The organism is Flavobacterium sp. N1994, assembly GCF_025947145.1.
Classification (GTDB): domain Bacteria; phylum Bacteroidota; class Bacteroidia; order Flavobacteriales; family Flavobacteriaceae; genus Flavobacterium.
The window spans coordinates 1-24677 of record NZ_CP109999.1 but is presented as its reverse complement, the minus strand read 5'-3'; the positions used below and the strand labels follow the sequence as shown (position 1 = coordinate 24677).

The window sequence follows — 24677 nt, the reverse complement described above, 5'->3', positions numbered from 1 at the left end:
GAATTCGCTTATTTTTGAAAAGTCATTTCACACTTTATGAAACAACGAATAAATTTTCTAATAGGGTTTTCTACTGTCATATTGCTTTTGCTTTGTGCCATCCAAGTGTATCTTGTGAAAACGACCTATGATTATAAAGTAGAGCAATTTCATACCGAAGTCAAAGATAAAATTGGCAATATAACTAGTAATTTTACCGAACTTGATTCGAGTATTTTCTTTAGAAAAGAAATCCTTTATAAAAGATTAGCAGAAAAATTCATTGCCGATAAAAACTACAGAAATCAAGTCAAAGCAGATTTGATTGCCAATGAATACCGCGATGTTTTAACTAGACGACTCAGAAAAAAATTAAATCGCGCCTTTCCAGAAGAAGAAATTAGTTTTGCTGTTGTAGCCAACAAGTTTGTAGTATTTAATAATGCCACTAAAACTGATACTCTTTTTTCTGAAAAACCTGTTATAGGAAATGCCATTTATGGTGACTTGGCTTCTTTAAATGATGCTTTTCTAGTTAGAAATTATGTTGGAACCACGAATGGTTTTATCAATGATAACTATAAATTATTGACTGAAGACAGTTTGTTTGTTTCAGTAAAAAACTGGGAACAAATTATTTTGAGACGAATGACCACTATATTGATTTTGTCTATCCTTTCAATGCTGGTTTTGGTTACTCTTTTCGTCATTACCATTAAAGCCTTAATCAAACAAAAAAAAGTAAGTGATGTCAAAACTGATTTTATCAATAACATCACTCATGAATTGAAAACGCCATTAACGACTTTGAGTGTTTCAACCAAAATGTTAGCGCGTCAAGAAGTGAAAGACAATGAGGCAGTTTTTAATACCGTATTGAATACTGTTAACCGACAAAACGTTCGATTACAAAACATCATCGATCAGGTCATGAGTAATTCTTTGGGCTTTGAAGAAATTGCACTTCAGAAAGAAAAGCTAAAAATGAATGCATTTTTACAAACGATAATTGCTGATTTCAATCTGGCCTATCCCAATGTGAAAATTTTATATGATTGTAAAGCAACAGAAACTAGCTTATCCCTAGACAAATTTCATTTGACAACAGCCATCAACAACGTACTTGAAAATGCCGTAAAATATGGTTGTCAAAATATTACGCTAAAAACATTGCTTGAAAATGAAATGTTTCACATTAGTATTCAAGATGATGGAATTGGAATAGCCAAAACTAAACAACCATTGCTTTTTGAAAAATTCTACAGGGTTGAAGCAGGAAATATTCATAATACCAAAGGACTCGGGCTAGGTCTTTATTATGTTGACCAAATCATTAAAGCACACAAAGGAACTGTAAATGTTGTCAGTGAACTTGGAAAAGGAGCTTCATTTACCATAAGTATTCCGTCTCTTTAAACTCATGAAAAAAATATTATTAGCCGAAGACGATATCGATTTTGCCAATGTTTTGAAACAGTATTTAGAGCTTCATCACTTTGAAGTTCATTGGGCAAAAGATGGCGACGAAGCTTGGAAAGTGTTTCAAAAAGTAACCTTCCATATCTGTATTTTTGATGTGATGATGCCCAAAATGGATGGATTTACTTTAGCTGAACTGTGTATCAATAGCAATCCAGAAATTCCATTTTTGTTTCTAACGGCTAGAAATCAAAACGAAGACAAAATAAAAGGACTAAAACTTGGAGCCGATGATTATATTGTAAAACCTTTTGAAGCCGATGAATTGGTTTTGAGAATTACCAATATTTTAAAACGAACTACCAAAACTCCAGCTATTGCAACTAATAGCAACGAAATTCCTATCGGGAAGTACCTTTTTCACACTTATAGATTGGAATTAAAACTGGGAACTCAAATCCAACAACTTACAGAAAGAGAAGCCGCATTGATTACTTTTCTTTTTACAAATAAAAATCAATTACTGAAACGGGATCAAATTTTAAAAGCCGTCTGGAAGAACGATGATTATTTTTCTGGAAGAAGTATGGATGTCTTCATCAGTAAACTAAGAAAATATTTTTCTGAAGACTCCTCCATTTCTATTGAAAGTGTTCGAAATATTGGATTGGAATTTAAAGTAAAATAAAAAAAGCAGACCTATAAGCCGGATTCTGTATTCACCGGTGTGGTGAACCCTTATCATTTATCTAGACCAACAATTGCTCATTGGTTCAAGCTTCCTACCCTTCGACAACGGACGAGTAATCCTTAAATGCCGATATACTTGGAATTTCACCGCATAGAGTTTACCTGGTTTCACTACAGCCGAACTGTACTTGCTTTCTGTTGCACTTGTCCTCGCCTCTCGACGGACGGGTGTTACCCGCTATGCTACTCTTTGGTGTCCGGACTTTCCTCCCCCGATAAATCGGCGACGATAAGGCGGTCTGCAGCGCAAAGATAGGAAATTAGGAGCTGGAAAACCTATTAATAAATTGTGGAAAAGTTTTCTTCAAATTCTCGAATTACCAAATTACTAAACCAACAAAAATTCTATATTTGTAATCCAGTAAAATTCTATGGAACAATTTGTAGTATCAGCTCGTAAGTATCGTCCGCAAACGTTTAAAGACGTTGTGGGACAGCAAGCTATTACTAATACTTTGCTCAATGCCATAGAAAGTAACCACTTGGCTTCTGCCCTATTATTTACTGGACCAAGAGGTGTAGGAAAAACAACTTGTGCTCGAATTTTGGCTCGTAAAATTAATCAGCCTGGTTATGACGATCCGTTTGAGGATTTTGCTTTCAATGTATTTGAACTGGATGCTGCTTCAAACAATTCGGTTGACGATATTCGAAGTTTGATTGACCAAGTTAGAATCCCACCACAAACAGGACAATACAAAGTGTATATCATTGACGAGGTACACATGTTGTCTTCGGCTGCTTTTAATGCTTTCTTGAAAACATTAGAAGAACCGCCAAAGCACGCCATATTCATATTGGCTACGACCGAAAAACACAAAATCATTCCAACCATATTATCTCGTTGTCAAATTTTTGACTTTAAACGAATTACGGTTAAAGATGCTAAAGAACATTTGGCTGAAGTGGCTAAAAGTCAAGGAGTCGAATTTGAAGATGATGCTTTACATATCATTGCTCAAAAAGCGGATGGTGCTATGCGTGATGCTTTATCTATATTTGATAGAGTCGTTTCTTATTGTGGCAACAACTTAACAAGACAAGCGGTAACTGAGAATTTGAACTTGCTAGATTATGAGACGTATATTACTATAACCGACTTGATTTTGGAGAATAAGATTCCGGAACTATTGTTGGCTTACAATGATATTTTATCTAAAGGTTTTGACGGACATCACTTCATTGCTGGATTGGCATCGCATTTTAGAGACTTATTAGTAGCTAAAAACCCAGCGACACTTTCCTTATTAGAAATGGGAGAAGCAGCCATAAAACTCTACGGACAACAAGCTCAAAAAACCAATCAGGACTTTTTATTAAAAGGGATAGAGATTGCAAATGAATGCGATTTAAAATATAAGGTTTCTCAAAACCAGCGTCTTTTAGTTGAACTTGCTTTGATGCAATTGGCCTCCATCACCTTTGATGGAGAAAAAAAAAAGCTGACTTCATAATTCCAGCTACTTATTATCGTAACAATAGCTATTCTATAAAAGAAGTACCCAATACGAAGTTAGCAGTACAAAGTGATGCTCCAGAAGATATAAAGCCGGAGGAAACAGTTGCTGTAAAAGTTGTAGAACCACCAACAGTAACTAAAGAGCAGACAACAGAAAACGTACAACCCACAACCCACAACCCACAACCTCCAGCCCCTAAAGTATCAGCGATGTCTTTGGCTAGTATTCGTGCTAAAAAAGAGATGGCTGAAAATTTTAAAGCTACGGTTAAAGAAGATATTCATTTACCCAACGAGCCTTTTACAGAAACCGAAATGCTAGAGCAATGGCTCAAGTATGCACAGCGAATGGAAGATAAAGGGTATCGCATTATTGCCTCCTTATTAACCATTAATGATCCAACACTTGAAGGAACCACTATCATTCATGAGTTACCTAATGAGAGTTCGAAAATAGATTTTGAAAAAGAAAGACCGGAACTACTGGGCTATCTTCGTGGAAAACTGCATAATCACGAAATCACTATCCATGTTAAAGTGAATGAAACTTTAGTAGTTAAAAAAGCTTTTACTAATCAAGACAAATACAACCGATTGGTAGAAATCAATCCAAACTTGGAACTCTTGAAAAAAATGTTTGATTTGGATGTTTAGTTTATTCTTTTTTCCTTTCCTTAATTATTTGCGTCAAGAAAAGAAATCCTATCATAGTCATCGAGGCAATTCCAAGGTAATGATTCTTGTTCTCTGAGGAACTTAAATTGTTATAATCGATTTCATAAAAATGTATTCCAATAAGGGCGATACTGGCAATAAAGCAAATGATTCTGAATGTTTTCATAATTAAATTGTTCCCTGATATAAAGCTTTCACGATACCGTCGGCTAGCCCTATTTTGGGCACAAACAATTGTCGGGCACCACTCCATTTCATAGCATTTAGGTATACTCTGGTAGCTGGAATGATAACGTCGGCACGGTCAGTGTTTAAGGCTAATTCGGCGATACGTTGCTCGTAGGTTAGTGAGTTTAAATATTGGTATTGTGAGTTTAAATATAAATAAGATAGCGGTTTGTCTTGCAATTTACCCGAGAGTTTGAATAACTTATTGATGTTCCCTCCTGAGCCGATAAGTATCACTTCGTCAAATTCTTCGGTGTGGGTTTTTATCCATTTTTCTATTTCTTCCCAAACGATATCGCTTACCATATTGTTCAGCAAACGAACCGTTCCTATTTTGAAGGATTTGGAAGCTATCATGTGACCATCGGTAAATAAGGAGAACTCAGTGCTACCACCGCCTACATCCACATACAAATAAGTTTTGTCGGTTTTCAAGAAATCGTGTAAATCGGAAGAAGCAATGATTGTAGCTTCAATTTTTCCGTCGATGATATCAATATCAATATCACATTTTTCGCAGATGATTTTGGCGACTTCCTTACCATTGTAGGCCTCACGCATCGCAGATGTAGCACAGGCTTTGTACTTTTCTACTTTATACACTTTCATTAATAACTTGAAAGCTTTCATGGCATCAATCATTCTATCAATATTGTCATTAGAGATTTCACCAACAGTAAAAGCATCTTGCCCTAAACGAATAGGCACCCGAATCAAGGCACTTTTATTGAATTGTGCTGGAGCATCTTTTTGTTCAACAATATTGGTAATGAGCAATCGCATGGCATTGGAACCAATATCAATTGCTGCATATTTTTTAATAGAAATCATATCTTGAGGCAAATAAATTTAGGTAACCGTAATTAATGTAATATATCGTCTTGCAACACTTCTAGACGATCCCGATAGTAATTATACATTTCATGTTGGGCTCGGAAAACAGGCTCATTTTCGGCACGAACTCGGTATTTATTCTCGAATTTCTCCGAATGAAAACGGGCTTTTACATTTCCTTTCCAACCGATGTTGAAAGTATCTATAATTTGTTTTTTTATTTCTTCATCATAAATTGGACAGGTCACTTCTACTCTACCATCCAAATTTCTAGTCATAAAATCGGCTGAGGAAATGTACACCTCAGGGTCGTCATTATTGCAAAAAATATAGGAACGGGTGTGCTCTAAAAAGTAGTCAACAATACTAACCGCTTCAATATTTTCGCTCATTCCTTTAACACCCGGAATTAAAGAACAAATCCCTCTAATTTGCAATTTAATCTTGACACCTGCATTGCTCGCTTCGTATAATTTATCAATCATTGGATAATCCGAAAGGCTATTCATTTTTAAATTAATGTAGGCTGGGCGTCCAATAGTGGCGTTGTTAATTTCTCTATCGATAAGTTTATAGAATCTAGATCGAGTGTAATGCGGAGAAACTATTAGATGTTTAAAACGATGAATTCTATAGTTAACATCGAAGAAATCAAAGACTTTACCAATGTCTTTTAATATTTGTTGATGGCTGGTAAATAAGGTTAAATCTGTGTATATTTTGGCGGTACTTTCATTGAAATTCCCAGTAGAAATAAAACCATATCGCTTAACTTTTCCTTGTTCTATTCTATCAATCAAGCATATTTTACTGTGCACTTTTAGGCCTTTGATACCGAAAATAAGTTCAATTCCTTCTTGTTGCATTTGCTCTGCATAGGAAATATTACTCGCTTCATCAAAGCGGGCTTGGAGTTCGATTTGCACAGTAACTTTCTTTCCGTTTTTGGCAGCATTGATAAGCGAACTAACTATTTGAGAGTTTTTGGCTAAACGATATAACGTAATTTTTATTGAAGTTACTGTTGGGTCTAAAGCCGCTTCTCTCAAGAATTTTATTAGATAAGAAAATGACTGAAATGGAGCATTAACTAAGTAATCTTTTTGAGCAATCCGATTTAAAATACTACCATCTAGAGATAAGCCTTCGACAGGCAATGGTACTCTTGGTGGATACAACAAATCATATCTTCCTAGGTTAGGAAAGTTCATATAATCACGACGATTATGGTAACGTCCTCCAGGAATAACACCATCTGAAGCATCGATTCCCATTTTGGAAAGGAAAAATTTTAACGTGTCTTTATCAATAGATTGATCGTAAACAAAACGCACAGGCTCTCCAATTCTTCTATCTTTTACAGAAGTAGCAATTTTTTCCAGCATGCTTTTACTCATGTCACTATCAATATCTAGCTGGGCATCACGAGTAATTTTTATCATATGCGCCGAAATACTTTCGTAATCAAAAATATTAAAAATGCTACTTAGATTGTATCGAATAACATCGTCTAACAACATTAAATATTGTTTCCCATCTTTAGCTGGAAGCTCCACTACTCTATTGGTGTTTTTTGGGATTTCGATAATGGCATAACGTACTTCAGATTTGGTTTTAACCAAGCCTAACATCTTAGGTTTTTGCTCAGTTCTCATTACTAACTTAATGGCCAAATATCCTGAAGTGTCTTTAAGTAATGGGAATTCGGCTAAATCATTAAGAATGATGGTAACTAATTCTGGGCTGATTTTTTGGATGAAGAAATTTTTAATAAAATGCTCATGTTCCGTTGAGACTTCCTTTTCGTTTATGATAATGATATTTTGTTTAACCAACTCTTTTTCAATCTTATTGAGTACTTGCAAACTTTCTGATTGTTGCTTAATCACAATTTCAGTAATATCTTTAACCAATTGTTGCGCAGAAATTCCACCAAGTATTTTCTCTCCGGAAACCCCTGTCAAACTCAAACGGCGAATAGCGGCAAATCTAACCCTAAAAAATTCATCCAAATTATTTGAAAAAATACCTATGAAACGAAGTCTCTCTAGTAATGGAACTGTCTCATCGGCAGCCTCTTGTAATACTCTATCATTAAATGCTAACCAACTTTTTTCTCTATCTATATATCGAAAACCTATTTCTGTATTCATACTTATTTTAAATCTCTTGGAAAAATAATTTTTTTGGTAATTCCGTTACTAATTTCTTTCCATCTATCCTGCTCAAATATAATGTTTACAAACCCAGAAGTTGAAACATTATCAGTAAAAATATTTCCAAATTTATTGACAAAATTGGTAATCGCTTCGTTATGACCAAAAACGATTAAATGATCGTATTCATCAGAACATGATTTGATAATTTGCTCCAATTTTCTTTCATCGAAAGTATATAAGTCTTCTTTAAATTGTATGCTTTCAACAGGAAAGGATATGTTTTGGGCAAAAATTATTGCCGTTTCTGAGGCTCTTTTTGAAGCACTACTCCAAACTAAAAAAGTTTTTGGTACAAGATTACTAACGTGCGAAGAAACCAAATGAGCATCTTGAATACCATTACTGGTTAACGGTCTATCATAATCGCGAAGCGACGTTTCCCAACTTGATTTGGCATGACGAACCAGTATTAATTGTTTCATGAATAAGACTCCTTAGTTTTGAGTGTATAAATTTAAGGTATTAATGTTTATTATGAAATAATATCGATAAGATAAGTTTAGGTTTTTGATTCATTCTATACTTAATCGCAAAACAAGAAAGTAATTAGCTTATCAAAAATCTTACATTAACAAAAATAATGAATAATGATTTTTCTATAAAAAAAGTTAAAAAATCAAAAATGTTATAAACACAATGTTGTTAATTATTTTTGTAGTCTTTTTCTATTTAAATATGTTAAAAAATGCACTTTATCTATAAAATAACGCATTTTATCGATGTTTTTTTTGGTGATTAAAATAAAACTATCTACTTTCGAACTGTAAAACAATATAAAATTATAAAATAGAACCCTTAAAACCCCAAATGAAATGTCAAAAATCAAAGAAAAAACAAGAGTAAACCTAGAACTGAGGCTTTAAAAACAAAGAAAAATGTCTTTTAAACGAGTTTTTGTGTTGTTTGTAGAAAAATTTGGGTGCATTGATAGTTTAGTATATAATTTAGCACACGAATAGTATGACCCAAAATAACTATTAACCTTTATGCCTACTTCTAAACAACTTCACGCCCGAAATTATTTCGTAATTTTTTTGTAAAATTATTTTCAAAAACTAATTGTATGAAAACAAATAGCCCAAATGTATTATTTAACCATCAAACAAATCTACCGTTTGAAAAAACAAGTCAAGTCATGAAACAAAAACTATTATTACTGTTAATGTTAGTTTCATTTTGTTCTGGAGTCTTTGCCCAACAGGGTTTGAGAGCTAGTCAAGATGGAACCGTCGTTGTAACAGAGTTGAATTCATTACTAGCATCAGCAAGAACTTCGGGTACAGCTCGTATTGCAAGTTCTGGTACTAGTGCCGTTAATATTCAGCGTCTGAACGATCTGGTAACTCAAGTTCAATCCTCTACCTATTTTTATCAAGGTGTTGTGAAGACTTATGGAGATGCTCCTACTAATCTCTACACGGATGCAAGTTCGTTAGGTCAAGTAAACAATTCAATTACTGAAAAACAGAATATTGAAATTGTAACTATTTTAATCAATACCACAAGTGAATTAAATTCAGTTATTGATTTAGCTGCCTTTTCAAATTTTCCTAATTTGAAATACATCTATTTTATATCAAACATCAATACTACTAGTAATGTTATTTCTAGTCATATTGGAAATTATGATAGTAGATTTAGTATATTTTATAAAGTAGATAAAGGTGATAGAAATCAATAAGAAATTGATAAAAAGAGAATATATGAAAAATTTATACTTCAACTCAATCGTAAAAAAACTTAAGCAATTAGTTGTATTGTTTGCTATCCTTTTTGGGTTTTCAACAACAATTAATGCTCAAGCTAAAAAAGTATTTACCCAAAGAACCTCACAGTTTAGTCCAACTAAAAAGATTTACAATGTGAAAGGTGATTTCACCATGTTTGGGAATACTTGTTTGACTCCACAGAATTACTCTGCAACTCAAAACAATAATAACCAATCTATGGTTTATGTTGACACAGATGGTGACTCTAGCACTTTTAATTCATCATCTTCAACATTAGAAATTGCTTCTGAAAATGGATCTGTTCCCTCATGTTCAACCATAGTGTTTGCAGGGTTATATTGGACCGGAGCTGGTTCTCCAAACCAAACTTTTAATGTAACTAAAAATAGTGTAACTAAAACTTTTAATAAAAGAGTAGTTAAACTTAAAGGGCCAACTGCTAGTTCATACACTGACATTACAGCTGCTGCTGGTGATATTTATTATCCTTCAGGGACTGAAGATAATATTTACGCTGCCTATGCAGAAGTTACTGATTATGTAAGACAGAATGGTATAGGTAAATATACTGTTGCTGATATGGCTCTTTTAGAAGGAGGTCAAACTAGTGGAACTGGTTTCTCTGGTGGATGGGGAATGATAGTTATTTATCAAAACTCAAAAATGAAATGGAGAGATGTAACTATTTTTGATGGTTATTATTATGTTGATGCTGGAAACTCATCTGCAGGTTTAGAGTTACCTGTTTCAGGTTTTAATACTGTACAATCTGGTAACGTAGGTATGAAAATTGGATTTATGGCCAGTGAAGGTGATGTTGGGTATACAGGAGATTACTTCAAAATACAAAAACTTGCTAGCAACACTTACACCACATTAAGTAGAAATGCAAATGGTGTGGTACCAAGTCCAGATAATTTTTTCAATTCATCTATAACTGCCCCAGGCACGAGAAATCCTAACTTGGTAAATAATACAGGTATTGATATTGGTATTGTTAATATACCTAATACAAACAATAGTATTATTGGGAATAGTCAAACGGCAACAAAATTCTTGTATGGTACAAATGGGGATACCTATTCTATTTATACAATTGCAATGTCTGTTGATGCCTATATCCCAGAAGTTGAAGGTGTAATCACTGCCACAACTATCAATGGTTCACCAGCGGTTCAACCTTACACAATATTACCAGGTCAAGAAGCTGGTTATAGTGTAGATATAAAAAACATTGGTACAGAGGCAATAAATAATTATAAATTAATTATTCCTATTCCGTTTAATGCAACTTATGTTGCAGGAAGTGCTGCAGGTACAATATTTAGTCCACAAACAACTCCAACACCAAATAATATTTCATTTAATCCTAGTTTAGGAGCAACTGGATCCATTGTTTGGGATTTTGGAACTTTAGTTTTACCAGCAAATCCTAGCTCTTTATTAGCTAGATTAACATTCAAATTAAAATCTACAACAGATTGTGCTATTTTAAGCAACGCTACTTGTGGAAGTAATATGGGTGTTGTTGGAAATTCTACAGGTATTGGTAATACTACAAATGTAGCTTTGAATAATTCCAATTTGATTCAAGGGTATACTGTAAATGGTAGTTGTGCTGGCGAACCAATTGCAACTCCAATTAATACAGCTATTAATGGTACAAGTTATGTACAACAAAACTGTCCAAATACTGATTATACAAGACATTTTTCATACTGTAGTACTAGTACTAGTGTAGGAACTTCTGAAATTGCTTCAAATTTTCCAGTAGGATCATTATTTTATAATTCTTTCCCAGTAACTGTAAATTCTATTCAATATACAGATGCTAATCCTATTCCACTGGTAGCTGGTTCAACTGTTACTTATTATGCAGTTCCTTCTGGTGGCGGAAATGGATGTAACTTCCCTTTTACTATTACTAAATGTCCAGTAATTGTTGCACAAAACGATACTATTGCTGGTGGTAATGGAACTACAGGAAATCCAAATGCTGGAAACGTTTTAAACAATAACGGTAATGGTTCAGATACCTTGAATGGTGTTCAAGCAACTATTTCACAAGTTAATATTACAGTTACCACTCCTGCAACTCCAATTGGCGGAAATCCAGTTCCTGTTATTGATACAAATACAGGTCAAATTTCTGTACCTCCTGGAACTCCTGCTGGAACTTATACTATAGTATATAACTTATGTGAAAAATTAAATCCAACTACAAATTGTGACCCTGCTACTGTAACAATAACAGTAACTAAACCTATTATTGATGCAGTGAATGATGCTGGTGCTCCTATTGTTGGTGCTTCAGGTGGTCAATCATTAGCTAATGTATTAGTTAACGATACCCTTAATGGTGCTCCTGCTAGTTTAGCTTCTGTAAATTTAACACAAGTTTCAACTACAAATGCTGGTGTTACTCTTAACCCTGCTAACGGTTCGGTGAATGTGGCTCCTGGTACTCCATCTGGTTCATACACAGTTACATATCAAATATGTGAAAAAATAAATCCAACTAATTGTGATACGGCAACGGTTACCGTTTCTGTTACAAATGCTGTAATTGATGCTGTAAATGATGCTGGTACTTCTATCGTTGGTGCTTCAGGTGGTCAATCATTATCTAATGTATTAGTTAACGATACCCTTAATGGCGCACCTGCTACTTTAGCTTTAGTGAACTTAACACAAGTTTCAACTACAAATAGTGGCGTTACCCTTAACACTGCTAACGGCTCAGTAAATGTAGCTCCAGGAACTCCTTCTGGTTCGTATATTCTTACTTATCAAATTTGTGAAAAATTAAATACAACCAATTGTGATACAGCTACTGTTACTGTTTCTGTTACTAACGCTGTAATTGATGCTGTAAATGATATAGGTACTTCTATTGTTGGTGCTACTGGTGGTCAATCATTTCCATATGTATTGGTTAATGACACTCTAAATGGTGGTCCTGCTAATCTAGGTAATATCAATCTTACTCAGGTTGCAACAACTAATCCTGGAGTAACCCTTAATCCTGCTATTGGTTCAGTAAACGTAGCTCCAGGAACTCCTTCTGGTTCTTATATCCTTACTTATCAAATTTGTGAAAAATTAAATCCAACGAATTGTGATACAGCTACTGTAACTGTTTTAGTAACTAATGCTGTAATAGATGCTGTGAATGACAATGGTTCACCAATAAATGGTTTAACTGGTGGTCAGTCTTTAGCTAATGTATTAGTTAATGATACTCTTAATGGTAACCCTGCAACTTTAGCAACTATTAACTTAACTCAAGTTTCTACAACTAACTCTGGTGTTACTCTTAATCCAGTAAATGGTTCTGTGAATGTAACTCCCGGAACTCCAGCTGGTTCATACACAGTTACCTATCAAATTTGTGAAAAATTAAATCCAACGAATTGTGATACAGCTACTGTTTCTGTTTCTGTTTCAGCTGCTCAAATCATCGCTAATGATGATGCGGGTACTCCTGTAAATGGTTTAACTGGTGGTACGGCTTTCACTAACGTGTTGGTTAACGATACTCTTAACGGTGTGCCGGTTTTAGCTTCGCAAGTAAATACTACTTTCGTATCTTCTACTAATCCTGGAATTACGCTTTCAGGTACTAACGTACTTGTAGCTCCTGGAACACCTGCTGGTTCTTATACTTTGGTTTACCAAATCTGTGAAATCTTAAATCCAACGAATTGTGATACAGCTACTGTTTCTGTTTCTGTTTCAGCTGCTCAAATCATCGCTAATGATGATGCGGGTACTCCTATAAATGGTTTAACTGGTGGTACGGCTTTCACTAACGTGTTGGTTAACGATACTCTTAACGGTGTGCCGGTTTTAGCTTCGCAAGTAAATACTACTTTCGTGTCTTCTACTAATCCTGGAATTACGCTTTCTGGTACTAACGTGCTAGTTGCGCTTGGAACACCTGCTGGTTCTTATACTTTAGTTTACCAAATCTGTGAAATCTTAAATCCAACGAATTGTGATACGGCTACTGTTTCTGTTTCTGTTTCAGCTGCTCAAATCATCGCTAATGATGATGCGGGTACTCCTGTAAATGGTTTAACTGGTGGTACTGCTTTCACTAACGTATTGGTTAACGATACTCTTAACGGTGTGCCTGTTTTAGCTTCGCAAGTAAATACTACTTTCGTGTCTTCTACTAATCCTGGAATTACGCTTTCTGGTACTAACGTGCTAGTTGCGCCTGGAACACCTGCTGGTTCTTATACTTTAGTTTACCAAATCTGTGAAATCTTAAATCCAACGAATTGTGATACGGCTACTGTTTCTGTTTCTGTTTCAGCTGCTCAAATCATCGCTAATGATGATGCGGGTACTCCTGTAAATGGTTTAACTGGTGGTACTGCTTTCACTAACGTGTTGGTTAACGATGCTCTTAACGGTGTGCCGGTTTTAGCTTCGCAAGTAAATACTACTTTCGTATCTTCTACTAATCCTGGAATTACGCTTTCTGGTACTGATGTACTTGTAGCTCCTGGAACACCTGCTGGTTCTTATACTTTGGTTTACCAAATCTGTGAAATCTTAAATCCAACGAATTGTGATACAGCTACAGTTACTGTTACGGTAACACATGCTCAAATCATCGCTAATGATGATGCGGGTACTCCTGTAAATGGTTTAACTGGTGGTACGGCTTTCACTAACGTGTTGGTTAACGATACTCTTAACGGTGTGCCGGTTTTAGCTTCGCAAGTAAATACTACTTTCGTGTCTTCTACTAATCCTGGAATTACGCTTTCTGGTACTGATGTACTAGTAGCTCCTGGAACACCTGCTGGTTCTTATACTTTGGTTTACCAAATCTGTGAAATCTTAAATCCAACGAATTGTGATACAGCTACAGTTACTGTTACGGTAACACATGCTCAAATCATCGCTAATGATGATGCGGGTACTCCTGTAAATGGTTTAACTGGTGGTACGGCTTTCACTAACGTGTTGGTTAACGATACTCTTAACGGTGTGCCGGTTTTAGCTTCGCAAGTAAATACTACTTTCGTGTCTTCTACTAATCCTGGAATTACGCTTTCTGGTACTGATGTACTAGTAGCTCCTGGAACACCTGCTGGTTCTTATACTTTGGTTTACCAAATCTGTGAAATCTTAAATCCAACGAATTGTGATACAGCTACTGTTTCTGTTTCTGTTTCAGCTGCTCAAATCATCGCTAATGATGATGCGGGTACTCCTGTAAATGGTTTAACTGGTGGTACGGCTTTCACTAACGTGTTGGTTAACGATACTCTTAACGGTGTGCCGGTTTTAGCTTCGCAAGTAAATACTACTTTCGTATCTTCTACTAATCCTGGAATTACGCTTTCTGGTACTGATGTACTTGTAGCTCCTGGAACACTGCTGGTTTCTTATACTTTGGTTTACCAAATCTGTGAAATCTTAAATCCAACGAATTGTGATACAGCTACTGTTTCTGTTGCTGTTGGTGCTGCTGCAATTGAAGCTATAGATGACAACTATCTAACTGTTCAATGTTCTAGCGTTGGTTTAATTGGAAATATCTTAACAAATGATACTTTTAAACAGTACTGTTGGTTTATCAACCAATGAAGTAAATCTGACTGTACTAAGTGGAAGTTACAATAATTTGAATATTGATACTATGGAAATGTAAATTTAACTAGTATTGGGAAGTTGTGGATCGTATACTTTTACTTATAGAATATGTGAGATCTTAAATCCAAATAATTGTGATGAAGCTACTGTAACTGTTGTTATTCAAGATTTAATTGCTCCTACTTTCACTGCCCCTGCGAATATGAAATATTCACAACAGCTGATTGTACTTTCGATGCATCGGTAGCTCTAACTGGTGATGTAACTAATGAGGCTGACAACTGTTCGTCTGATTTACAAGCTACATTTACTGATAGTGTGGCTAACGGTCAATGTGCTGGTTCTAAAATAATTACTCGTACTTGGACTCTTGTGGATGCTTGTGGTAATGCTGCGGCTCCTCAAACTCAAACGATCACAGTAACAGATAACATTGCTCCTACTTTCACTACTGCAGCTACAAATATAGTTGTACAATGTAATGGTTCTGGTAATACAGATGAGCTACAAGCATGGTTGAATTCAAATGGTGGAGCTATTGCATCTGATAATTGTTCAATGTAATTTAATTGGACTAATAATTTCAATGCTATCTCCAACAATTGTTCAGCCGCTGTAACAGTAATATTTACTGCTACTGATGCTTGCAACAATTCATCTACATCTTCAGCTACATTTACAATACATGATACTGTAGCACCTACTTTCACTGCCCCTGCGAATATGAATGAAATATTCACAACGGCTGATTGTACTTTCGATGCGTCTGTAGCTCTAACTGGTGATGTAACTAATGAGGCTGACAACTGTTCGTCTGATTTACAAGCTATATTTACTGATAGTGTGACTAACGGTCAATGTGTGGTTCAAAATAATTACTCGTACTTGGACTCTTGTGGATGCTTGTGGTAATGCTGCGGCTCCTCAAACTCAAACGATCACAGTAACAGATAACATTGCTCCTACTTTCACTGCCCTGCGAATACTGAAATTTTACAACGGCTGATTGTACTTTCGATGCATCGGTAGCTCTTAACTGGTAATGTAACTAATGAGGCTGACAACTGTTCGTCTGATTTACAAGCTACATTTACTGATAGTGTGGCTAACGGTCAATGTGCTGGTTCTAAAATAATTACTCGTACTTGGACTCTTGTGGATGCTTGTGGTAATGCTGCGGCTCCTCAAACTCAAACGATCACAGTAACAGATAACATTGCACCTACTTTCACTGCCCCTGCGAATACTGAAATATTCACAACGGCTGATTGTACTTTCGATGCATCGGTAGCTCTAACTGGTGATGTAACTAATGAGGCTGACAACTGTTCGTCTGATTTACAAGCTACATTTACTGATAGTGTGGCTAACGGTCAATGTGCTGGTTCGAAAATAATTACTCGTACTTGGACTCTTGTGGATGCTTGTGGTAATGCTGCGGCTCCTCAAACTCAAACGATCACAGTAACAGATAACATTGCTCCTACTTTCACTGCCCCTGCGAATACTGAAATATTCACAACGGCTGATTGTACTTTCGATGCATCGGTAGCTCTAACTGGTGATGTAACTAATGAGGCGACAAACTGTTCGTCTGATTTACAAGCTACATTTACTGATAGTGTGGCTAACGGTCAATGTGCTGGTTCTAAAATAATTACTCGTACTTGGACTCTTGTGGATGCTTGTGGTAATGCTGCGGCTCCTCAAACTCAAACGATCACGGTAACAGATAACATTGCTCCTACTTTCACTGCCCCTGCGAATACTGAAATATTCACAACAGCTGATTGTACTTTCGATGCATCGGTAGCTCTAACTGGTGATGTAACTAATGAGGCTGACAACTGTTCGTCTGATTTACAAGCTACATTTACTGATAGTGTGGCTAACGGTCAATGTGCTGGTTCTAAAATTTACTCGTACTTGGACTCTTGTGGATGCGTGTGGTATGCTGCGGCTCCTCAAACTCAAACGATCACAGTAACAGATAACATTGCTCCTACTTTCACTGCGCCAGCGAATACTGAAATATTCACAACGGCTGATTGTACTTTCGATGCTTCGGTAGCTCTAACTGGTGATGTAACTAATGAGGCTGACAACTGTTCGTCTGATTTACAAGCTACATTTACTGATAGTGTGGCTAACGGTCAATGTGCTGGTTCAAAAATAATTACTCGTACTTGGACTCTTGTGGATGCTTGTGGTAATGCTGCGGCTCCTCAAACTCAAACGATCACAGTAACAGATAACATTGCTCCTACTTTCACTGCCCCTGCGAATACTGAAATATTCACAACGGCTGATTGTACTTTCGATGCATCGGTAGCTCTAACTGGTGATGTAACTAATGAGGCCGACAACTGTTCGTCTGATTTACAAGCTACATTTACTGATAGTGTGGCTAACGGTCAATGTGCTGGTTCTAAAATAATTACTCGTATTGGACTCTTGTGGATGCTTGTGGTAATGCTGCGGCTCCTCAAACTCAAACGATCACAGTAACAGATAACATTGCTCCTACTTTCACTAATGCTGCAGCTACAAATATAGTTGTACAATGTAATGGTTCTGGTAATACAGATGAGCTACAAGCATGGTTGAATTCAAATGGTGGAGCTATTGCATCTGATAATTGTTCAAATGTAACTTGGACTAATAATTTCAATGCTATCTCCAACAATTGTTCAGCCGCTGTAACAGTAATATTTACTGCTACTGATGCTTGCAACAATTCATCTACATCTTCAGCTACATTTACAATACATGATACTGTAGCACCTACTTTCACTGCCCCTGCGAATACTGAAATATTCACAACGGCTGATTGTACTTTCGATGCGTCTGTAGCTCTAACTGGTGATGTAACTAATGAGGCTGACAACTGTTCGTCTGATTTACAAGCTATATTTACTGATAGTGTGACTAACGGTCAATGTGCTGGTTCAAAAATAATTACTCGTACTTGGACTCTTGTGGATGCTTGTGGTAATGCTGCGGCTCCTCAAACTCAAACGATCACAGTAACAGATAACATTGCTCCTACTTTCACTGCCCTGCGAATACTGAAATATTCACAACGGCTGATTGTACTTTCGATGCATCGGTAGCTCTAACTGGTGATGTAACTAATGAGGCTGACAATCTGTTCGTCTGATTTACAAGCTACATTTACTGATAGTGTGGCTAACGGTCAATGTGCTGGTTCTAAAATAATTACTCGTACTTGGACTCTTGTGGATGCTTGTGGTAATGCTGCGGCTCCTCAAACTCAAACGATCACAGTAACAGATAACATTGCACCTACTTTCACTGCCCCTGCGAATATGAAATATTCACAACGGCTGATTGTACTTTCGATGCATCGGTAGCTCTAACTGGTGATGTAACTAATGAGGCTGACAACTGTTCGTCTGATTTACAAGCTACATTTACTGATAGTGTGGCTAACGGTCAATGTGCTGGTTCTAAAATAATTACTCGTACTTGGATCTTGTGGATGCTTGTGGTAATGCTGCGGTCCTCTAAACTCAAACGATCACAGTAACAGATAACATTGCACCTACTTTCACTGCCCCTGCGAATACTGAAATATTCAACGGCTGATTGTACTTTCGATGCGTCTGTAGCTCTAATGGTGATGTAACTAATGAGGCTGACAACTGTTCGTCTGATTTACAAGCTACATTTACTGATAGTGTGACTAACGGTCAATGTGCTGGTTCGAAATAATTACTCGTACTTGGACTCTTGTGGATGCGTGTGGTAATGCTGCGGCTCCTCAAACTCAAACCATCACGGTAACCGATAACATTGCTCTACTTTCACTGCCCTGCGAATACTGAAATATTCACAACAGCTGATTGTACTTTCGATGCATCGGTAGCTCTAACTGGTGATGTAATAATGAGGCTGAAACTGTTCGTCTGATTTACAAGCTATTTTATGATAGTGTGGCTAACGGTCATGTGCTGGTTCTAAAATAATTACTGTACTTGGACTCTTGTGGATGCGTGTGGTAATGCTGCGGCTCCTCAAACTCAAACGATCACAGTAACCGATAACATTGCTCTACTTTCACTGCGCCAGCGAATACTGAAATATTCACAACGGTGATTGTACTTTCGATGCTTCGGTAGCTCTAACTGGTGATGTAACTAATGAGGCTGACAACTGTTCGTCTGATTTACAAGCTACATTTACTGATAGTGTGGCTAACGGTCAATGTGCTGGTTCAAAAATAATTACTCGTACTTGGACTCTTGTGGATGCTTGTGGTAATGCTGCGGCTCCTCAAACTCAAACGATCACAGTACAGATAACATTGCTCCTACTTTCACTGCCCCTGCGAATAAATATTCACAACGGCTGATTGTACTTTCGATGCATCGGTAGCTCTAACTGGTGATGTAACTAATGAGGCCGACAACTGTTCGTCTGATTTACAAGCTACATTTACTGATAGTGTGGCTAACGGTCAATGTGCTGGTTCTAAAATAATTACTCGTACTTGGACTCTTGTGGATGCTTGTGGTAATGCTGCGGCTCCTCAAACTCAAACGATCACAGTAACAGATAACATTGCTCCTACTTTCACTACTGCAGCTACAAATATAGTTGTACAATGTAATGGTTCTGGTAATACAGATGAGCTACAAGCATGGTTGAATTCAAATGGTGGAGCTATTGCATCTGATAATTGTTCAAATGTAACTTGGACTAATAATTTCAATGCTATCTCCAACAATTGTTCAGCCGCTGTAACAGTAATATTTACTGCTACTGATGCTTGCAACAATTCATCTACATCTTCAGCTACATTTACAATACATGATACTGTAGCACCTACTTTCACTGCCCTGCGAATACTGAAATATTCAAACGGTGATTGTACTTTCGATGCGTCTGTAGCTCTAAATGGTGATGTAATAATGAGGCTGACAACTGTTCGTCTGATTTACAAGCTATATTTACTGATAGTGTGACTAACGGTCAATGTGCTGGTTCAAAAATAATTACTCGTACTTGGACTCTTGTGGATGCTTGTGGTAATGCTGCGGCTCCTCAAACTCAAACGATCACAGTAACAGATAACATTGCTCCTACTTTCACTGCCCCTGCGAATACTGAAATATTCACAACGGCTGATTGTACTTTCGATGCATCGGTAGCTCTAACTGGTGATGTAACTAATGAGGCCGACAACTGTTCGTCTGATTTACAAGCTACATTTACTGATAGTGTGGCTAACGGTCAATGTGCTGGTTCTAAAATAATTACTCGTACTTGGACTCTTGTGGATGCGTGTGGTAATGCTGCGGGCTCCTCAAACTCAAACGATCACGGTAACAGATAACATTGCTCCTACTTTCACTGCCCCTGCGAATACTGAAATATTCACAACGGCTGATTGTACTTTCGATGCATCGGTAGCTCTAACTGGTGATGTAACTAATGAGGCCGACAACTGTTCGTCTGATTTACAAGCTACATTTAATGATAGTGTGGCTAACGGTCAATGTGCTGGTTCTAAAATAATTACTCGTACTTGGACTCTTGTGGATGCTTGTGGTAATGCTGCGGCTCCTCAAACTCAAACGATCACGGTAACAGATAACATTGCTCCTACTTTCACTGCCCCTGCGAATACTGAAATATTCACAACAGCTGATTGTACTTTCGATGCATCGGTAGCTCTAAATGGTGATGTAACTAATGAGGCTGACAACTGTTCGTCTGATTTACAAGCTACATTTATGATAGTGTGGCTAACGGTCAATGTGCTGGTTCTAAAATAATTACTCGTACTTGGACTCTTGTGGATGCGTGTGGTAATGCTGCGGCTCCTCAAACTCAAACGATCACAGTAACAGATAACATTGCGCCTGTAGCTCCTGCAGCTCCAGCTCCAATATTTGCAACTTGTAGTGGTGAAGTTCCTGCTATGATATCACTTACAGCTATGGATAATTGTACTGGTGCTATAACTGTACTAGGAGTTGATACTACTGTTCCTGGACTTTGTCCAAATTCATTCACTGTAACTAGAAAATGGACTTTTGTTGATGCTTGTGGTAACACATCTTCAACATCACAAACGATTAGTGTTAATGATACTATTCCTCCAACGTTCGATCAAAGTGCTCCAGCAAATGTAGCTGCATCTTGTGATAACATTCCAGCTCCTGCAGTTATACACAGCGTGTGATAATTGTGGAACGGCAACTGTGAATATGATTCAAACTGTATTACAAGGAAGTTGTCCATCTAATTATAAAATAATAAGAACTTGGGTAGCTACCGATGCTTGTGGAAATGAGAATCCAATTCGTTTAACTCAAGAAATTGATGTAACTGACAAAACTGGTCCGCAATTGATACCTGTAATTCCTGTTAAATTACCTGCAACTTGTAATAATATCCAAGTGCTCCAGTATTAACTGCTTCAGACTTTACAGATAATTGTTCAGCAGGTTGAACAACCAACGTTCACTCAAACACAATCTCAACCAATAAATGGTGTTTACTATTACATGGACATGGATAGTGCGTGATGCTTGTGGAAACGAAACTCAAATTATTAGATTTGTTACCGTAACACAAGTAGCTGATGTAACGAATATTAAAGTAACTAATGAGATTGTAATGACCAAATTGGAGTTACAACTGATTTAGCCACTTATTTACTACTGGAACTCCAACAACTGGAACATGGGTAAACGAGAATAATGTTGGTAGTTTTAAACGGTTCAGTTCTTAATGCAGAAGGTGTAGCTGTTGGTACTTATACATTCTCATATAATATTCAAACAGGTACTGTCCTCAAAAAATAAATATAGTTGTACCGATTAAAGAATGTGGTGTTGTTTTACCTTGTGAAAACATAAAAATACATAATGCAATTACACCAAATGGTGATGGACTGAATGAGTTCTTTGATATTGAACATATTGAAGATTTCGGGTGTTATCCAACCAATAAGGTTGAAATTTAACAAGTTGGGAGTATTAGTATATGAAGCAGACAACTATGATAACAGTTCTAAGAAATTCATTGGTATCTCTGAAGGAAGAGCAACTGTAAGCAAATCTCAAGAATTGCCAACTGGACGTATTTCTATATTGTACAGTGGACAACATCGGATGGACAAATGTTAATAAAGACGGATACTTATACCTTACTAGATAAAAAATAACTAATTATCCTGAGGGTTGAAAAAACCCTCAGGATAAAAATAGAAAATTTGAGAACAAAAATTTTAATTTCGCTTTGATGTTAACGTGTTACACTGGTTTTGCTCAACAAGATGCCAGTTTACCCAATACATGTATAACACCATAAATATTAATCCCGCCTATGCAGGATCGAGAGGAGTAATGAGTATTTTTGGATTGCATCGTACCCAATGGGTAGGTTTAGATGGTGCACCAGTTTCAATGCTTTCTCTCTAAACACCAATCAACAATAGTAATTTAGGTATGGACTTTCATTAGTTAACGATAGAATCGGACCAACAACTGACAACACTATTTCGGATGATGTATCGTATTACCATTCCAATGTCTGAAGATTACAAATTTCGTTTGGTTATAAAAGCTTCTGGAAATATGTTTACTTTGGATGCAGATAAATTAGATCCACAACACCTAAATGATCAAATCTTCAAAATTATAATAGTAAACTTAAACAAACTTTGGTGCTGGTCTTTATTTACACTCTGAAAAATTGTATTTTGGACTTTCTGTTCCTAACTTTTTACAAGAAACCAAATACAACGACAATGATGTAGCTGTTTTTCAAGAAAGAATGAACTTCTATGCTATTGGAGGTTATGTATTTGATTTATCTGAATCAATAAAGTTCAAACCCGCTTTCTTGACTAAGGTAGTAACTGGTGCGCCATTACAAGTAGATGTTTCAGGTAACTTCTTATTCTTTGATAAATTGATGCTTGGAGTGCTTATCGTTGGGATGCAGCAGTAAGTGGATTAGCAGGTTTTCAAGTAACTGATGGTTTATTTATTGGTTTATAGCTATGATACAGAAACAACCATTTGAGAAATTATAACTCTGGTTCACATGAGATATTTTTAAGATTTGAGTTGTTCAATAAAGTAAGTAAATTGGTATCACCTAGTTTATCTCTAATAACAAGACGATTATGAAAATAAAATTATATACTTAGTACTATAACTTTAACTTGTGTTAATAGTTATTCACAAACTAGTAAAAAGAAGTAGTAAAAGGAAATAAGGAGTATGACAAACTTGCTTTTATAGATGCTATTAAAACCTATGAGCGTATCTACAGTAAAGGATATAAATCTCCTGACATGTTACTTAAATAGGTAATGCGTATTATTTCAATGCTGAATTAGAAAAAGCTAACAAATGGTATGACGAACTTTATGCAACTGCTCCAGATCAAGAAGCGGAATTCTTTTATCGTTTTTCTAAACATTAAAAGCAACCAAAGATTATACCAAGTCTGATGCCATGATGGCAAAGTTTGGTGAAAAAAGCGGTAATGATACTAGAGCAAAATTATTCTCAAATAACAGAGATTATTTAGCCGAAATCAAAAACATTTCTGGTCGTTACAAAATTGAAAACGCTGGAATAAATACTAATATTCTGATTATGGGACTGCCTACATGGGCACTAAAGTAATTTTCTCTTCGGCCCGTGATACTGGAAACTTCTCGAAAAGGTCCATACTTGGACAGGACAGTATTTTACCAATCTTTACGGTTCAACTATGTCAGAAGATGGTTCATTAGGAGCTGTTGAGCGATTTGGCAAAAAGATTAATACCAAGTTTCACGAAGATACTCCAGCCTTTACAAAAGATGGAAAACAGTTTACTTTACAAGAAACAATTACCTTGACGAAAGAGGTTGATTTGATGCTAGCAATAGTAACCCTTTTGAAAATCTATTCTGCTAAAGTAGACAAAGATGGTAATTGGAATAATATAACTGCACTTCCTTTTAACAGTGATAGTTATCAAACAGCGCATCCAGCATTATCTTCCAGATGAAAAAACTTTATATTTTGCATCTGATATGCGGGAACTCATGGTTTATCCGATTTATACAGAGTAAAATTAAATGAGGATGGTAGTTTTGGTACCAAGAAAATCTTGGCGATGCCATAAATACTGCGGGTAGAGAAACTTATCTTTTGTAAATGACGATAAACGAATTATACTTTGCTTCTGATGGTCAACCTGGACTTGGTGGTTTGGATATTTTTATCACAGACTTCCTAAAGATGGTAGCCTTAATTTCAAACAAGTATTAAACGTAGGTGAAGAAGCCAATAGTCCAAAAGATGATTTTGCTTTAATTATCAATTCAAATTCTAAAAAAGGATTCCTAAGTTCTAATAGAGATGGTGGTCAAGGAAATGATGATATCTATAAGTTTTTAGAAACAAGACCAATTTGGTGTGAACAACTTCTATTTGGAGTGGTTACAGATGCTAAACTAAAGTGATTCTTCCAAATGCTAAGTTGATTTTATTTGATGAAAAATTCAAACAACTTAAAGAGGACTACTTCTGATAAAGATGGAAAATACCAATTCACTGAAGTGGAATGTGGTACAAAATTTTATGTAAGAACTCACTTGAAACTTATACTACTAAAGAATCTCCAGTAATTATAGGTAAAACGGATGGTAAAACTGAGTTGAATATTGAAATTGAAAAAACTCAAAAAGAAGTTAAACCAGGTGATGATTTAGCAGATGTATTTGGTATCAACTAA

Annotated in this window: 30 protein-coding genes, 1 other RNA gene and 1 pseudogene; 27 read left to right on the top strand and 5 right to left on the bottom strand. The window is 36.2% G+C overall.

Annotated elements, in window-relative coordinates; genetic code table 11:
- Nucleotides 1-36: 36 nt before the first annotated feature.
- Together OLM53_RS00160 and OLM53_RS00155 are read left to right on the top strand one after the other, a co-directional pair.
- Complete coding sequence (locus OLM53_RS00160; protein WP_264521031.1) at nucleotides 37-1395, top strand: sensor histidine kinase; 1359 nt, start codon at nucleotides 37-39, stop codon at nucleotides 1393-1395.
- A gap of 4 nt (nucleotides 1396-1399) precedes the next feature.
- The gene (locus tag OLM53_RS00155) at nucleotides 1400-2086 is read left to right on the top strand and encodes a response regulator transcription factor (RefSeq protein ID WP_264521030.1); all 687 of its coding nucleotides are present in this window, start codon (nucleotides 1400-1402) and stop codon (nucleotides 2084-2086) included.
- Here OLM53_RS00155 and rnpB read toward each other — a convergent pair.
- Nucleotides 2085-2394: RNase P RNA component class A (gene rnpB / locus OLM53_RS00150), an RNA gene on the bottom strand. The genes OLM53_RS00155 and rnpB overlap by 2 nt on opposite strands.
- Before the next feature lie 125 nt (nucleotides 2395-2519).
- On the opposite strand from rnpB, the gene dnaX reads away from it, so the two are divergent.
- Together dnaX and OLM53_RS00140 are read left to right on the top strand one after the other, a co-directional pair.
- Nucleotides 2520-3602, top strand: a complete 1083-nt coding sequence (gene dnaX, locus OLM53_RS00145; RefSeq protein WP_264521029.1) for a DNA polymerase III subunit gamma/tau — start codon at nucleotides 2520-2522, stop codon at nucleotides 3600-3602.
- Between the two features lie 215 nt (nucleotides 3603-3817).
- Entirely contained in the window at nucleotides 3818-4261 is a 444-nt protein-coding gene (locus tag OLM53_RS00140) for a DNA polymerase III subunit gamma/tau (protein WP_264521028.1), read from the top strand.
- 1 nt (nucleotide 4262) lies between these two features.
- On the opposite strand, the gene OLM53_RS00135 is transcribed toward OLM53_RS00140, so the two are convergent.
- From OLM53_RS00135 to OLM53_RS00120, 4 genes are read right to left on the bottom strand one after another with little or no spacing between them, the layout of a single operon-like run.
- A complete protein-coding gene (locus OLM53_RS00135) occupies nucleotides 4263-4448 on the bottom strand; it encodes a hypothetical protein (protein ID WP_264521027.1) in 186 nt (61 codons plus the stop codon).
- 2 nt (nucleotides 4449-4450) lie between these two features.
- The gene (locus tag OLM53_RS00130; protein ID WP_264521026.1) at nucleotides 4451-5341 is read right to left on the bottom strand and encodes an exopolyphosphatase; all 891 of its coding nucleotides are present in this window, start codon (nucleotides 5339-5341) and stop codon (nucleotides 4451-4453) included.
- 32 nt (nucleotides 5342-5373) lie between these two features.
- The gene (gene ppk1 / locus OLM53_RS00125; protein ID WP_264521025.1) at nucleotides 5374-7497 is read right to left on the bottom strand and encodes a polyphosphate kinase 1; all 2124 of its coding nucleotides are present in this window, start codon (nucleotides 7495-7497) and stop codon (nucleotides 5374-5376) included.
- A 2-nt stretch (nucleotides 7498-7499) separates the two neighbouring features.
- Entirely contained in the window at nucleotides 7500-7985 is a 486-nt protein-coding gene (locus OLM53_RS00120; protein ID WP_264521004.1) for a SixA phosphatase family protein, read from the bottom strand.
- Between the two features lie 641 nt (nucleotides 7986-8626).
- On the opposite strand from OLM53_RS00120, the gene OLM53_RS00115 reads away from it, so the two are divergent.
- The 23 genes and pseudogenes from OLM53_RS00115 to OLM53_RS00010 all read left to right on the top strand — a co-directional run bounded on the left by OLM53_RS00115 (nucleotide 8627) and on the right by OLM53_RS00010 (nucleotide 24677).
- Nucleotides 8627-9244: a hypothetical protein gene (locus OLM53_RS00115; RefSeq protein ID WP_264521003.1), complete on the top strand. Its 618-nt coding sequence runs from the start codon at nucleotides 8627-8629 to the stop codon at nucleotides 9242-9244.
- A gap of 22 nt (nucleotides 9245-9266) precedes the next feature.
- Nucleotides 9267-14900 (top strand): beta strand repeat-containing protein, encoded by a 5634-nt coding sequence (locus tag OLM53_RS00110; protein WP_264521024.1) that lies wholly within the window; start codon nucleotides 9267-9269, stop codon nucleotides 14898-14900.
- 76 nt (nucleotides 14901-14976) lie between these two features.
- Entirely contained in the window at nucleotides 14977-15153 is a 177-nt protein-coding gene (locus tag OLM53_RS00105; RefSeq protein ID WP_264521023.1) for a hypothetical protein, read from the top strand.
- A gap of 71 nt (nucleotides 15154-15224) precedes the next feature.
- Nucleotides 15225-15470, top strand: coding sequence for a hypothetical protein (locus tag OLM53_RS00100; RefSeq protein ID WP_264521022.1), 246 nt, complete (start codon nucleotides 15225-15227; stop codon nucleotides 15468-15470).
- Nucleotides 15471-15629: 159 nt separating this feature from the next.
- Nucleotides 15630-15818, top strand: coding sequence for a hypothetical protein (locus tag OLM53_RS00095; protein ID WP_264521021.1), 189 nt, complete (start codon nucleotides 15630-15632; stop codon nucleotides 15816-15818).
- 189 nt (nucleotides 15819-16007) lie between these two features.
- Nucleotides 16008-17414, top strand: coding sequence for a hypothetical protein (locus OLM53_RS00090; protein ID WP_264521020.1), 1407 nt, complete (start codon nucleotides 16008-16010; stop codon nucleotides 17412-17414).
- Entirely contained in the window at nucleotides 17363-18019 is a 657-nt protein-coding gene (locus tag OLM53_RS00085) for a hypothetical protein (RefSeq protein ID WP_264521019.1), read from the top strand. The genes OLM53_RS00090 and OLM53_RS00085 overlap by 52 nt, the downstream gene beginning before the upstream one ends.
- A gap of 21 nt (nucleotides 18020-18040) precedes the next feature.
- Nucleotides 18041-18280 (top strand): hypothetical protein, encoded by a 240-nt coding sequence (locus OLM53_RS00080; RefSeq protein ID WP_264521018.1) that lies wholly within the window; start codon nucleotides 18041-18043, stop codon nucleotides 18278-18280.
- A 235-nt stretch (nucleotides 18281-18515) separates the two neighbouring features.
- Nucleotides 18516-18641 carry a hypothetical protein gene (locus tag OLM53_RS00075; RefSeq protein ID WP_264521017.1) on the top strand — a complete coding sequence of 42 codons (126 nt, stop codon included), beginning with the start codon at nucleotides 18516-18518 and terminating at the stop codon, nucleotides 18639-18641.
- Entirely contained in the window at nucleotides 18623-18754 is a 132-nt protein-coding gene (locus OLM53_RS00070; protein WP_264521016.1) for a hypothetical protein, read from the top strand. Before OLM53_RS00075 ends, OLM53_RS00070 begins: the two co-directional genes overlap by 19 nt.
- Nucleotides 18755-19119: 365 nt before the next feature.
- Nucleotides 19120-19281 (top strand): hypothetical protein, encoded by a 162-nt coding sequence (locus tag OLM53_RS00065; RefSeq protein ID WP_264521015.1) that lies wholly within the window; start codon nucleotides 19120-19122, stop codon nucleotides 19279-19281.
- A gap of 94 nt (nucleotides 19282-19375) precedes the next feature.
- The gene (locus OLM53_RS00060) at nucleotides 19376-19894 is read left to right on the top strand and encodes a hypothetical protein (RefSeq protein WP_264521014.1); all 519 of its coding nucleotides are present in this window, start codon (nucleotides 19376-19378) and stop codon (nucleotides 19892-19894) included.
- Complete coding sequence (locus tag OLM53_RS00055) at nucleotides 19891-20265, top strand: hypothetical protein (protein ID WP_264521013.1); 375 nt, start codon at nucleotides 19891-19893, stop codon at nucleotides 20263-20265. Before OLM53_RS00060 ends, OLM53_RS00055 begins: the two co-directional genes overlap by 4 nt.
- The gene (locus OLM53_RS00050) at nucleotides 20222-20707 is read left to right on the top strand and encodes a hypothetical protein (protein ID WP_264521012.1); all 486 of its coding nucleotides are present in this window, start codon (nucleotides 20222-20224) and stop codon (nucleotides 20705-20707) included. Before OLM53_RS00055 ends, OLM53_RS00050 begins: the two co-directional genes overlap by 44 nt.
- The gene (locus tag OLM53_RS00045) at nucleotides 20674-21117 is read left to right on the top strand and encodes a hypothetical protein (protein WP_264521011.1); all 444 of its coding nucleotides are present in this window, start codon (nucleotides 20674-20676) and stop codon (nucleotides 21115-21117) included. Before OLM53_RS00050 ends, OLM53_RS00045 begins: the two co-directional genes overlap by 34 nt.
- A 25-nt stretch (nucleotides 21118-21142) precedes the next feature.
- Nucleotides 21143-21349, top strand: coding sequence for a hypothetical protein (locus tag OLM53_RS00040; RefSeq protein WP_264521010.1), 207 nt, complete (start codon nucleotides 21143-21145; stop codon nucleotides 21347-21349).
- Between the two features lie 76 nt (nucleotides 21350-21425).
- Nucleotides 21426-21584 (top strand): hypothetical protein, encoded by a 159-nt coding sequence (locus tag OLM53_RS00035; RefSeq protein ID WP_264521009.1) that lies wholly within the window; start codon nucleotides 21426-21428, stop codon nucleotides 21582-21584.
- 154 nt (nucleotides 21585-21738) lie between these two features.
- Nucleotides 21739-21903 carry a gliding motility-associated C-terminal domain-containing protein gene (locus OLM53_RS14835; protein WP_413614264.1) on the top strand — a complete coding sequence of 55 codons (165 nt, stop codon included), beginning with the start codon at nucleotides 21739-21741 and terminating at the stop codon, nucleotides 21901-21903.
- 4 nt (nucleotides 21904-21907) lie between these two features.
- Nucleotides 21908-22066: a hypothetical protein gene (locus OLM53_RS00030; RefSeq protein ID WP_264521008.1), complete on the top strand. Its 159-nt coding sequence runs from the start codon at nucleotides 21908-21910 to the stop codon at nucleotides 22064-22066.
- A gap of 115 nt (nucleotides 22067-22181) precedes the next feature.
- Nucleotides 22182-23074: pseudogene (locus OLM53_RS00025) on the top strand (type IX secretion system membrane protein PorP/SprF).
- Nucleotides 23075-23404: 330 nt separating this feature from the next.
- Nucleotides 23405-23578 carry a hypothetical protein gene (locus tag OLM53_RS00020; RefSeq protein ID WP_264521007.1) on the top strand — a complete coding sequence of 58 codons (174 nt, stop codon included), beginning with the start codon at nucleotides 23405-23407 and terminating at the stop codon, nucleotides 23576-23578.
- Nucleotides 23579-23666: 88 nt separating this feature from the next.
- Nucleotides 23667-23948, top strand: coding sequence for a hypothetical protein (locus OLM53_RS00015; protein ID WP_264521006.1), 282 nt, complete (start codon nucleotides 23667-23669; stop codon nucleotides 23946-23948).
- A 558-nt stretch (nucleotides 23949-24506) separates the two neighbouring features.
- Nucleotides 24507-24677, top strand: coding sequence for a hypothetical protein (locus tag OLM53_RS00010; protein ID WP_264521005.1), 171 nt, complete (start codon nucleotides 24507-24509; stop codon nucleotides 24675-24677).

Coding starts and splice junctions, on each gene's coding strand:
- OLM53_RS00035 (WP_264521009.1), top strand. CDS start 21,426: ATGGTGTTTACTATTACATGGACATGGATAGTGCGTGATGCTTGTGGA.
- OLM53_RS00050 (WP_264521012.1), top strand. CDS start 20,222: ATGCTGCGGGCTCCTCAAACTCAAACGATCACGGTAACAGATAACATT.
- OLM53_RS00020 (WP_264521007.1), top strand. CDS start 23,405: ATGATGGCAAAGTTTGGTGAAAAAAGCGGTAATGATACTAGAGCAAAA.
- OLM53_RS00015 (WP_264521006.1), top strand. CDS start 23,667: ATGTCAGAAGATGGTTCATTAGGAGCTGTTGAGCGATTTGGCAAAAAG.
- OLM53_RS00140 (WP_264521028.1), top strand. CDS start 3,818: ATGTCTTTGGCTAGTATTCGTGCTAAAAAAGAGATGGCTGAAAATTTT.
- OLM53_RS00070 (WP_264521016.1), top strand. CDS start 18,623: ATGTGCTGGTTCGAAATAATTACTCGTACTTGGACTCTTGTGGATGCG.
- OLM53_RS00120 (WP_264521004.1), bottom strand. CDS start 7,985: ATGAAACAATTAATACTGGTTCGTCATGCCAAATCAAGTTGGGAAACG.
- dnaX (WP_264521029.1), top strand. CDS start 2,520: ATGGAACAATTTGTAGTATCAGCTCGTAAGTATCGTCCGCAAACGTTT.
- OLM53_RS00110 (WP_264521024.1), top strand. CDS start 9,267: ATGAAAAATTTATACTTCAACTCAATCGTAAAAAAACTTAAGCAATTA.
- OLM53_RS00010 (WP_264521005.1), top strand. CDS start 24,507: ATGTGGTACAAAATTTTATGTAAGAACTCACTTGAAACTTATACTACT.
- OLM53_RS00115 (WP_264521003.1), top strand. CDS start 8,627: ATGAAAACAAATAGCCCAAATGTATTATTTAACCATCAAACAAATCTA.
- OLM53_RS00040 (WP_264521010.1), top strand. CDS start 21,143: ATGATTCAAACTGTATTACAAGGAAGTTGTCCATCTAATTATAAAATA.
- ppk1 (WP_264521025.1), bottom strand. CDS start 7,497: ATGAATACAGAAATAGGTTTTCGATATATAGATAGAGAAAAAAGTTGG.
- OLM53_RS00135 (WP_264521027.1), bottom strand. CDS start 4,448: ATGAAAACATTCAGAATCATTTGCTTTATTGCCAGTATCGCCCTTATT.
- OLM53_RS00130 (WP_264521026.1), bottom strand. CDS start 5,341: ATGATTTCTATTAAAAAATATGCAGCAATTGATATTGGTTCCAATGCC.
- OLM53_RS00095 (WP_264521021.1), top strand. CDS start 15,630: ATGAATGAAATATTCACAACGGCTGATTGTACTTTCGATGCGTCTGTA.
- OLM53_RS00155 (WP_264521030.1), top strand. CDS start 1,400: ATGAAAAAAATATTATTAGCCGAAGACGATATCGATTTTGCCAATGTT.
- OLM53_RS00080 (WP_264521018.1), top strand. CDS start 18,041: ATGAGGCTGACAATCTGTTCGTCTGATTTACAAGCTACATTTACTGAT.
- OLM53_RS00160 (WP_264521031.1), top strand. CDS start 37: ATGAAACAACGAATAAATTTTCTAATAGGGTTTTCTACTGTCATATTG.